The 9,940-nt window shown below is 46.7% G+C and carries 5 protein-coding genes; 3 read left to right on the forward strand and 2 right to left on the reverse strand.

Translation table 11 applies throughout. The annotated features are described in order from the left end of the window. Positions 1-109: 109 nt before the first annotated feature. Positions 110-4,693 (forward strand): glutamate synthase large subunit, encoded by a 4,584-nt coding sequence (gltB, locus tag FZC40_RS14855; protein ID WP_186843765.1) that lies wholly within the window; start codon positions 110-112, stop codon positions 4,691-4,693. A 17-nt stretch (positions 4,694-4,710) separates the two neighbouring features. Then, the gene (locus tag FZC40_RS14860; RefSeq protein WP_148605762.1) at positions 4,711-6,186 is read left to right on the forward strand and encodes a glutamate synthase subunit beta; all 1,476 of its coding nucleotides are present in this window, start codon (positions 4,711-4,713) and stop codon (positions 6,184-6,186) included. Between the two features lie 183 nt (positions 6,187-6,369). On the opposite strand, the gene FZC40_RS14865 is transcribed toward FZC40_RS14860, so the two are convergent. Further along, the gene (locus tag FZC40_RS14865) at positions 6,370-6,747 is read right to left on the reverse strand and encodes a helix-turn-helix domain-containing protein (RefSeq protein WP_148605763.1); all 378 of its coding nucleotides are present in this window, start codon (positions 6,745-6,747) and stop codon (positions 6,370-6,372) included. A 283-nt stretch (positions 6,748-7,030) separates the two neighbouring features. Here FZC40_RS14865 and FZC40_RS14870 point away from each other — a divergent pair, with 283 nt between their 5' ends. Beyond that, the gene (locus FZC40_RS14870) at positions 7,031-9,331 is read left to right on the forward strand and encodes a methyl-accepting chemotaxis protein (protein ID WP_148605764.1); all 2,301 of its coding nucleotides are present in this window, start codon (positions 7,031-7,033) and stop codon (positions 9,329-9,331) included. A gap of 277 nt (positions 9,332-9,608) precedes the next feature. Here the strand turns inward: FZC40_RS14870 and FZC40_RS14875 are convergent, their stop codons facing one another. Further along, a complete protein-coding gene (locus FZC40_RS14875; RefSeq protein WP_148605767.1) occupies positions 9,609-9,809 on the reverse strand; it encodes a hypothetical protein in 201 nt (66 codons plus the stop codon). Positions 9,810-9,940: the final 131 nt, after the last annotated feature.

A 9,940-nucleotide genomic window follows, 5' to 3' on the forward strand; every position in this document is an offset into this window, starting at 1 on the left:
AACACAAAAATTATCGATCAAAACCGAATAAAAAATTGTTGAATTTTCGATGGAACAATAGTATTCTTTTGGTTACAAACAGATTTTTCTGAGGAAGGTTAAAATGCGTATGAAACACACTAGTTTACCACCCAAGCAGGGACTTTACGATCCCGATTTTGAACATGACGCCTGTGGTATTGGAGCGATTGTCCATATCAAAGGTAAAAAATCCCACCATATTGTCCAACAGGCTTTAACAACCCTAGTTAATTTGCAACACCGCGGCGGCCGCGGGGCTGAAACGAACACCGGCGACGGTGCCGGCATTCTGATTCAAATCCCCCACCAATTTTTAGCAAAAGCTTCTATTAAAGAAGGCTTTACCTTGCCGCAACCCGGGGACTACGGTTTGGGGATGTTATTTCTCCCAATCGACGAGGATGAACGCCGCCAATGTGAACAAATATTGGCCGACGCCATTACGGCCGAAGGTCAAAGTCTGCTGGGCTGGCGGGATGTTCCCGTTGATCTTTGTGATTTGGGCAAAATGGCTGTCGCCAGCATGCCTTTTCTAAAACAGGTTTTTATTAAGAAGAGTGCCGACATTACCGATGCCATGGCTTTTGAACGAAAACTTTACACCATCCGTAAACAGGTGGAAAAAATCACTAAAAAGAAGAAGCTGTCCTTTTATGCCGCCAGCTTCTCCTCACGAACGGTTGTCTATAAGGGCATGTTAACCGAAGATCAGGTTGGCGAATTCTATCTGGACCTTAAAGATCCGGATGTCACCACCGCCATTGCGATGGTCCATTCGCGTTTCAGCACCAACACCTTCCCCAGCTGGGAAAGAGCGCATCCCAACCGTTATGTTATCCACAACGGTGAGATCAACACCCTGCGGGGCAATGTAAACTGGATGTACGCCCGCCAATCGCTGCTCCAAAGCGATCTTTTTGGTGACGAATTGGAAAAAACATTCCCCGTTGTTGACACCGACGGCAGTGATTCCGCTATTTTTGATAATGTCTTTGAGTTTTTAAACTTAACCGGACGTTCAATGGCTCATAGCGCCATGATGATGATCCCTGAGCCCTGGTCCAAACACAAAACCATGAGCCCGGAGAAAAAAGCTTTTTACAACTATCATTCCCGCATCCTCGAACCATGGGATGGCCCGGCCGCGATTGCCTTCACCGATGGCATTCGCCTGGGCGCGGTTCTGGACCGCAACGGCTTGCGTCCGTCCCGTTACTACGTCACCAAAGATGATATGGTTATTCTCTCCTCTGAGGTTGGCGTGCTGGATATTCCGCCGGAAAACATTCTCTACAAGGAACGTTTACGACCCGGCCGGATGCTGATGATTGATACCGAAAAAGGCGAAATCATCAATGATGAGCACCTGAAACATTCAGTGGCCTGCCAGGAGCCTTACGCAAAATGGCTTGAAGAACATAACATGCCGCTGGAGTCGCTTCCTGAACCTAAAATTAAAAATGCATCCGATAAAGAAACGCTGGTTCAACGACAAAAATCATTCGGCTATACCTATGAAGATTTAAAATCAATGATTGTCCCGATGGCGAAGGACGGCGTTGACCCCATCGGCGCGATGGGTAATGATATTCCTTTAGCGGTGCTATCGGACAAGTCGCAACTGCTCTTTAATTATTTCAAGGAAATGTTCGCCCAGGTTACCAATCCCCCGATTGATTCCCTGCGGGAAGAACTGATTACCGGAACAGAAGTATATTTGGGCGGCGAAGGCAATCTCATCAATCCCATACCGGGAAGCTGTCACCAGGTCAGCCTGAGTATGCCAATTCTAAGCAATGATGATCTGGAAAAAATAAAAGAGCTGGATGATCCGCTGATCGCCACCGTCACCCTATCGACTTTATTCGAAAGTCATTCCGGCGGAGATGGTTTGGAACAGGCTCTGGAAACAATTTTTGCCGCAGCCGACAAAGCGATTGAAAATGGCGCCACGATTATTGTGCTCTCCGATCGGGGCGTCAATAAAAACCAGATGCCGATTCCCTCAGCTCTGGCAATTTCGGGCCTCCATCATCATTTAATCAACAATCTGACCCGCACTAAAGTCAGTCTGATTGTCGAATCCGGAGAACCCCGCGAGGTTCATCATTTTGCCGTCCTAATCGGTTATGGCGCCACCGCCGTCAATCCCTATCTGGCCTTTGAAACCATAGAAGAGCTGATTGAAAAAGGGCTGTTAACCGATATCAATTATGATAAAGCCGTTTATACCTACATCAAAACCGTCACCAAAGGGGTCATCAAAGTCTTATCCAAAATGGGTATTTCAACCATTTTAAGCTATCACGGGGCCCAGATTTTTGAAGCGGTGGGGATCAACTCGGAAGTCATCGAAAAATACTTCACCAGAACCCCCTCCCGAATCGAAGGGATCGGACTGGCCGAAATCGCCCGGGAATCGCAGATGCGTCATGACGAAGCCTACAACAACCCGTTTGCAGATGACAAAACGCTGGAATCCGGCGGCAATTTCCAATGGCGATCCGATGGCGAGTTTCATACTTACAACCCGGAAGCAATTTACAAACTGCAAACCTCCTGCCGCAACAAGGACTATCAGCTCTATAAGGAATACACCCGCCTGATTGATGAACAGAGTCAGCAGACCTGTACCTTAAGAGGCCTGATGGCCTTTAAAGACCTACAACCGATTCCGATTGACGAAGTGGAATCGGTCGAAAGCATCTGTACCCGCTTTAAAACCGGGGCGATGTCCTATGGTTCACTGGGCAGTGAAGCGCATGAAAGCCTGGCCATTGCCATGAACCGCATCGGCGGAAAAAGCAACACCGGCGAAGGCGGCGAAGATCCCGAACGCTATATCCCGTTGAAAAATGGGGATTCCCGTTGCAGCGCCATCAAACAGGTAGCTTCCGGACGTTTTGGCGTCACCAGCCATTACTTGTCCAATGCTCAGGAAATTCAGATCAAGATGGCCCAGGGCGCAAAACCAGGTGAAGGCGGTCAGCTGCCGGGACGTAAAGTCTATCCTTGGGTTGCCAAAACCCGATATTCCACCCCCGGGGTTGGGCTTATTTCGCCACCACCCCATCATGATATTTATTCCATTGAAGATTTGGCGGAACTGATCCACGATTTAAAAAATGCCAATCGCGAAGCCCTGATTAACGTCAAGCTGGTTTCCGAAGTCGGTGTCGGTACCATCGCCGCCGGGGTTGCCAAAGCCAAGGCTGACGTTATTCTAATCAGCGGTTACGATGGCGGCACCGGTGCTTCACCCAAAACCAGTATTCGTCATGCCGGACTGCCCTGGGAACTGGGCCTGGCGGAAACCCATCAGACCCTGGTCCTCAATAATTTAAGAACCCGGGTTAAAGTAGAAACCGATGGTAAACTGCTAACCGGAAAAGACCTAGCCGTGGCTGCGCTCTTAGGCGCCGAAGAATACGGATTTGCCACCGCACCGTTGGTTATTCTCGGTTGCGTGATGATGCGGGTTTGTAATTTGGATACCTGCCCGGTCGGGATTGCCACCCAAAACCCGGAACTGCGGAAACGCTTTAAAGGCGACCCGGAACATGTGGTTAACTTTATGAAATTCATTGCCCAGGAACTGCGCGAAATTATGGCGGAACTCGGGTTTAGAACCATCAACGAAATGGTCGGCCGCTCGGACAAACTGGAAATGAACAAGGCGATTGATCACTGGAAATTAAAAGGCCTTGATTTTTCCAACATGCTCTATCAGCCGGTTGTTCCTGAAGGCGGCGGCTTGTACTGTCAGATCAAACAAAACCATAAAATCGAACAATCACTGGATTTAACCGAACTTTTAGGCCAGTGCGGTCCCGCTTTGGAACATCGGGAAAAGGTGGCCATCACCACGACCATCAGAAACACCAACCGGGTTGTCGGCACCATTGTCGGCAATGAAGTTTCCAAACGTTTTGGCGAAGACGGATTACCCGAGGACACCATTACCCTAAACCTGACCGGTTCGTCCGGACAAAGTCTGGGTGCCTTTATGCCGAAGGGCATGACCATTAAACTCGAAGGCGATGCCAACGATTATTTCGGCAAAGGCCTGTCCGGGGGAAAAATGATTATTTATCCGCCGAAAGCTGCAACCTTTGTTCCCGAAGACAATATCATCGTCGGCAACGTCGCCTTCTATGGCGCCACCGATGGCGAAGCGTATATCCGCGGGGTTGCTGGTGAACGTTTCTGTGTTCGAAACAGCGGCGTGACCGCGGTGGTTGAAGCCGTTGGCGACCATGGCTGTGAATATATGACTGGTGGAAAAGTCGTCATTCTGGGGAAAACCGGCCGTAACTTTGCCGCCGGTATGTCCGGTGGAGTGGCCTATGTTTTAGATAATGATGACAGCTTCGCGGAATCCTGTAATGCCGAAATGGTCGATCTGGTTAAAATTACCGATGTGGCTGAATTGGCCGAGCTCAAAGCTTTGATTGAAAAACACCAAGCTTATACCAGCAGTGCCCTGGCGCAAAAAATACTCGCCGACTACGACACGTATTCGAAAAAATTCACCAAAGTTTTACCGCGAGATTATAAACGAATGTTGGATGCCATGGCGCGGGTTCAAGCTCAAGGTCTTACCGGAGATGACGCTTTAATGGCAGCATTTCAGGAAAATAACCGGGATTTGTCCCGGGTTAGCGGAAATTAGTGAGGAGGTAAATTATTATGGGAAAATCAACAGGATTTTTAGAATACACACGCGAAGTACCCATGGATCGGGCGCCTCTTGAACGGATCAAAGACTGGCAGGAGTTCCATCTGGAACTCCCCGAAGAAGTCCAGCAAATTCAGGGGGCCCGCTGCATGGACTGCGGCGTTCCCTACTGCCACTCCGGCATTATGCTCGCCGGAGCCGCCTCAGGTTGTCCCCTTCATAACTTAATTCCCGAATGGAATGATCTTATTTATAAGGGATTATGGCAAGAAGCTTTAGCCAGACTGCTGAAGACCAATAATTTTCCGGAATTCACCGGACGGGTCTGCCCCGCCCCCTGTGAAGGGGCCTGCACCGTGGGCCTTAATCAACCCCAGGTGACCATTAAAACCAATGAGTGTGCCATTATTGACCGGGCTTTCAAAGAAGGCTGGATTATCCCTAATCCGCCTAAATCCCGCACTGATAAAAAGGTCGCCGTGGTCGGTTCCGGTCCGGCTGGTCTTGCCTGCGCCGCGGAACTCAATAAAGCCGGACATTTAGTCACCGTTTACGAACGGGCCGACCGAATTGGGGGACTTTTAATGTATGGCATCCCCAATATGAAACTGAACAAAATCGGCGTCGTCCAAAGACGGGTCGATTTAATGAAAGCGGAAGGGATTACCTTTGTCACCAATACCGAAGTGGGCAAAGATTATCCCGTTGCCGCCCTTCAGGCCGACTATGACGCCATTGTATTATGCGGCGGTGCCACCAAACCCCGAGATTTACCAGTCGAAGGACGAAAGCTGGCCGGTGTCCAGTTTGCTATCGACTTTTTAAGCGCCAACACCAAAAGCCTGCTGGATTCCAATCTGACGGACGGTCAATTCACGTCAGCCAAAGATAAGCAGGTGGTCATTATCGGCGGTGGCGACACCGGCACCGACTGTGTCGCCACCTCGATCAGACATGGCTGCAAAAGCGTGATTCAATTGGAAATCATGCCGAAGCCACCCCTGGACCGAACCGCCAACAACCCCTGGCCAGAATGGCCCAAGACCTATAAATTGGACTATGGCCAGGAAGAAGCCCAGGCGCTGTACGGCGATGATCCCCGTCGCTACTGCACCACCACCAAAAAAATGGTGGGCGATGCCAGCGGACAGATTAAAGAAATCCACACTGTTGACATCAAATGGGTTCCGGACGAAACCGGTCGGATGACCATGCAGGAACTCCCGGGCACCGAAAAAATCCTGCCGGCTGATCTCGTTTTGTTAGCCATGGGTTTTCTGGGACCGGAAGATCAATTAGTCGATCAGTTAGGTCTGGATCGAGACGCCCGTTCTAATGTTAAGGCCGATTACGGCGTTTACCAGACCAATGTTGCCAAAGTATTTACTGCCGGCGACATGCGTCGCGGTCAAAGCCTGGTTGTCTGGGCCATTAACGAAGGCCGGGAAGCGGCTCGAGCCTGCCACAGCTATTTAGAAAACAAATAATCGAATTTTTGAAATACAAAAGAGGGTGACAATTGCTGTCACCCTCTTTTGTTAACTCATCGATTCGGCTCTTAGGCTTGCTTCTTTTTTAAAATAAACAGTTCTTTTATTGATACTTTTGTAAGTTTAGTGACCGAAAATCCTTCGTACGTCAGGTAATCTTCGGCAACAGATAGAGCTTACCTATCCTGTTTCTTCACCATCTTTCATTTCAATCAGACCATCAACATAGCCTTCAAGCTTCATAATGGCTTTGTCCTGTAATGTTTCATCTTTTATTTTGTCAAATATCTCAAGTAAACGTTTTTCTTTTTCAGTAAGAGAAGTAGAGATTGTCATCACTCTATTTTTTGCAATGTAAGTGTCAATTGACCTTCCATAAAGATAATCCAATGAAACATCGAAAAAATCAGCGATTTTATTTACTGTTTCGCAATCAGGTTCACGCTTATTTATTTCATACAATGAAAGAGACGACCTTGAAATTGATAATGCCTGTGACAATTCAACTTGGGTTAAATTCATATCTTTTCTAAGTTCTTTCAGCCTTGTGCCAATCATTTTTTCACCTCTCTCATGCCATTATATCGGTTCAATTGATTACAAACAACAAATGCATCGAAATGTAGCAATATTGTATAAAATACCATTGACTTGCTTCGTATTGTAGCATTATAATAGACATATGATGAAAATTAAGCGGGTAGACGCAGTAGCCAGCAACTTTAGCCAAAAACGGAAAGCTTTTTTTTTATTAACCATGCAAAACCACTGAAATACAAGGTTTATAAACATCATCGGGTGTCAGTCTTGACACAACCGCCGAATCAAGAGGGAGAAAAAAATGAAATGGATCAGTAACATGAAAATTGGAATGAAATTAATGGTGAGTTTTATTATTGCAGCACTTATCACCGAAGTTGTAATCGTTGTCGATTTGAAGAAAGTCGAAGCCGCCACTGTGTCAGTAACCACCATTATTATTGTTACGGTTATCGCTGTGATTGTGGCTTTACTATTTGCCTTATTCTTGCGCGCTTTAATTGTTAAGCCATTGGAAAAAGCAAACCACATGATTACAGAACTCGCCAAGGGGCATCTGGGAATGCGTTTGGTAGTCACGTCTCAGGACGAAGTGGGCAGTTTGAGCGCGTCATTGAACAAGCTGGCGGACGATCTCCAGATTGTTAACATTGAACTGATGGGCAACATCGCCGCTGGTGATGTTTCGGAAAATCTCGCAGTTCATGATGCCGAGGATGTCATTACCCCACCGCTTAACCTCACCATCGAGACCATTCGTAGCCTGATTGATGAAGTCGTGATGCTGTCTCATGCAGCGCTGGAAGGCAAATGGGATACTCGAGGCAATGCCGACCATTTCAAAGGCGGTTATAAAGAAATCATTACGGGAATCAATGCCACCCTGGATACGGTTGTTGATAAGATGATCTGGTATGAATCCATTATCGATGCTGTGCCATTCCCGGTTCACGTCACTGATAATAACATGAAGTGGACCTTTATGAACAAACCATTTGAAAGTCTGATGATTGAAAATAAAGTCATTACAGATCGTAATTCCGCCTGTGGTATGGACTGCTACAATGCTGGCGCTACCGTTTGTAGAACTGAAGGTTGTGGGATACGAAGACTGGTTGATCACGGATTATCAGATAGTTATTTTGAATGGTGCGGCCGTAACAATAAACAGGATACCACTTACCTCAAAAACACAAAAGGTGAGAATATCGGCTTTGTGGAAGTCGTCACCGATTTAACCCCAATAATCCGAGTGAGTGATTATACCAAAAGCGAAGTGTCTCGATTGGAACAAAATCTGATTCGTTTATCTCAGGGAGATCTGACGTTTGATATGGCGATCGGCGAAGCCGATGAATACACATCAGAAGTCAGTACACAATTCAACGAAATTGCCAACAGTCTGTCAGAAGTTAAAACCTCTGTCGACAACCTGATCAGTGATGCCACCCTGTTGGCCCAGGCAGGCATCGAAGGACAATTGAATACCCGGGCTGACGTCAGCAGACATCAGGGCGATTTTGCAAAAATCGTGGACGGTGTCAATGCCACATTGGATGCTGTCGTTGCACCAGTTCAGGAAGCTTCAAATACGTTAAAAGAATTATCACAGGGGAACCTGAATACGGGGATGTTCGGCAATTATAACGGGGACTATACCATGATCAAAGACAACATGAACCAGACGATTGCCTTCCTGAAAAACTATGTGGATGAAATCACGCAAACATTGGAAGAAATGGGCCGGGGCAATATGAATCAACACATTACCACCGAATATCTGGGCGATTTCCAGGCAATAAAAACAGCCCTTAACGATATTAACACCAATCTGAGTGCCACCTTGTCGCACATTAACGAAGCGGCCGGACAAGTAGAAGCAGGCGCTAATCAGATATCCGACGGCGGACAGGCCCTGGCGCAGGGAACCACCGAACAAGCCAGTTCCATTCAGGAACTTACGGCATCAATTGAAGAGGTGGCAAGTGAAACAAAACAAAATGCGGAAAATGCCAATCATGCCAATGAAGTAGCAAATGCGGTGCGATCAAATGCCGAGGTCGGCAATAGTCAGATGAAAAATATGGTAACCGCCATGGTGGAAATCAATCAATCTTCCAGTAATATTTCTAAGATCATCAAGGTCATCGACGATATTGCTTTCCAGACCAATATTCTGGCGCTTAACGCCGCCGTCGAGGCCGCCCGGGCTGGGCAGCACGGCAAAGGATTTGCTGTCGTTGCAGAAGAAGTCCGAAACCTTGCCGCCAGAAGCGCGCTCGCTGCAAAAGAAACTACCGCCCTTATTGAAGGATCCATCAACAAGGCGGAAGCAGGAACAAAGATAGCGGGTCAGACTGCCGAAAGCCTAAAAAACATATTAATAGAAATTGAAGAAGTAACCCATTTAGTCGGGGAAATTGCTCATTCTTCCAATGATCAGGCTTCCGAAATAGCCCAGATTAATATCGGTGTTGAACAGGTTTCCCAGGTGGTTCAAACTAACTCAGCCACTGCTGAAGAAAGTGCCGCTGCCAGTGAAGAGCTTTCAGGGCAAGCAGAAATACTTAGACAAATGGTGGATGCTTTTCAATTAAAATAAGAAATCAAAGAAAAATCCCTTTGACAGCCGCGACACTCTCACCAGACTTTCCATCCACTTCAAAAAACTAAAAAAAGACGATCCGAGTCGCGTAGAACCCGAATCGTCTCTATTCTTTGTTTCTAAACCATCCATTTTAACTGTTCCAGCAAATTATCTGTACATTCTGCACGCACCAGAAAAGACGACCCGAGTTCCAAAGAACTCGAGCCGCCTTCTTTTGTTTTAATACCTGATCAATAAGTTGGTGTAGCCAGGCACAGTTTGAAAATTTCTTTTATGAACGTCTGTTTCTCCCGGTATCCACCGATTCATCCGCCCATCGTTCTGCCAATTGATCTTCAAAATCCGTTTCCCGCTTTTTCTGATTGTGACGATGCACAATGAAGATAGCGACAATTGCTATCAGAACAATTAATGATGGTATATCCCAAATACAAAACCCCAACGTTGAGTGTGTAAAAATTGCATCAAACATTTTTATTTTCTCCTTTTAATTTTATTTCTTTCTTAATTTCTATGATCATTTTCTGCGATCTTTTCTCTTAATTCAAAGATGTGCGCCTGTCGTTTTTTCATGCTTCTTGTGTAAAAAATCAAGATTAATAA

Source organism: Acetobacterium tundrae (genome assembly GCF_008086615.1).
GTDB classification, from domain to species: Bacteria; Bacillota; Clostridia; order Eubacteriales; family Eubacteriaceae; genus Acetobacterium; species Acetobacterium tundrae.

Coding starts and splice junctions, on each gene's coding strand:
- gltB (WP_186843765.1), top strand. CDS start 110: ATGAAACACACTAGTTTACCACCCAAGCAGGGACTTTACGATCCCGAT.
- FZC40_RS14860 (WP_148605762.1), top strand. CDS start 4,711: ATGGGAAAATCAACAGGATTTTTAGAATACACACGCGAAGTACCCATG.
- FZC40_RS14865 (WP_148605763.1), bottom strand. CDS start 6,747: ATGATTGGCACAAGGCTGAAAGAACTTAGAAAAGATATGAATTTAACC.
- FZC40_RS14870 (WP_148605764.1), top strand. CDS start 7,031: ATGAAATGGATCAGTAACATGAAAATTGGAATGAAATTAATGGTGAGT.
- FZC40_RS14875 (WP_148605767.1), bottom strand. CDS start 9,809: ATGTTTGATGCAATTTTTACACACTCAACGTTGGGGTTTTGTATTTGG.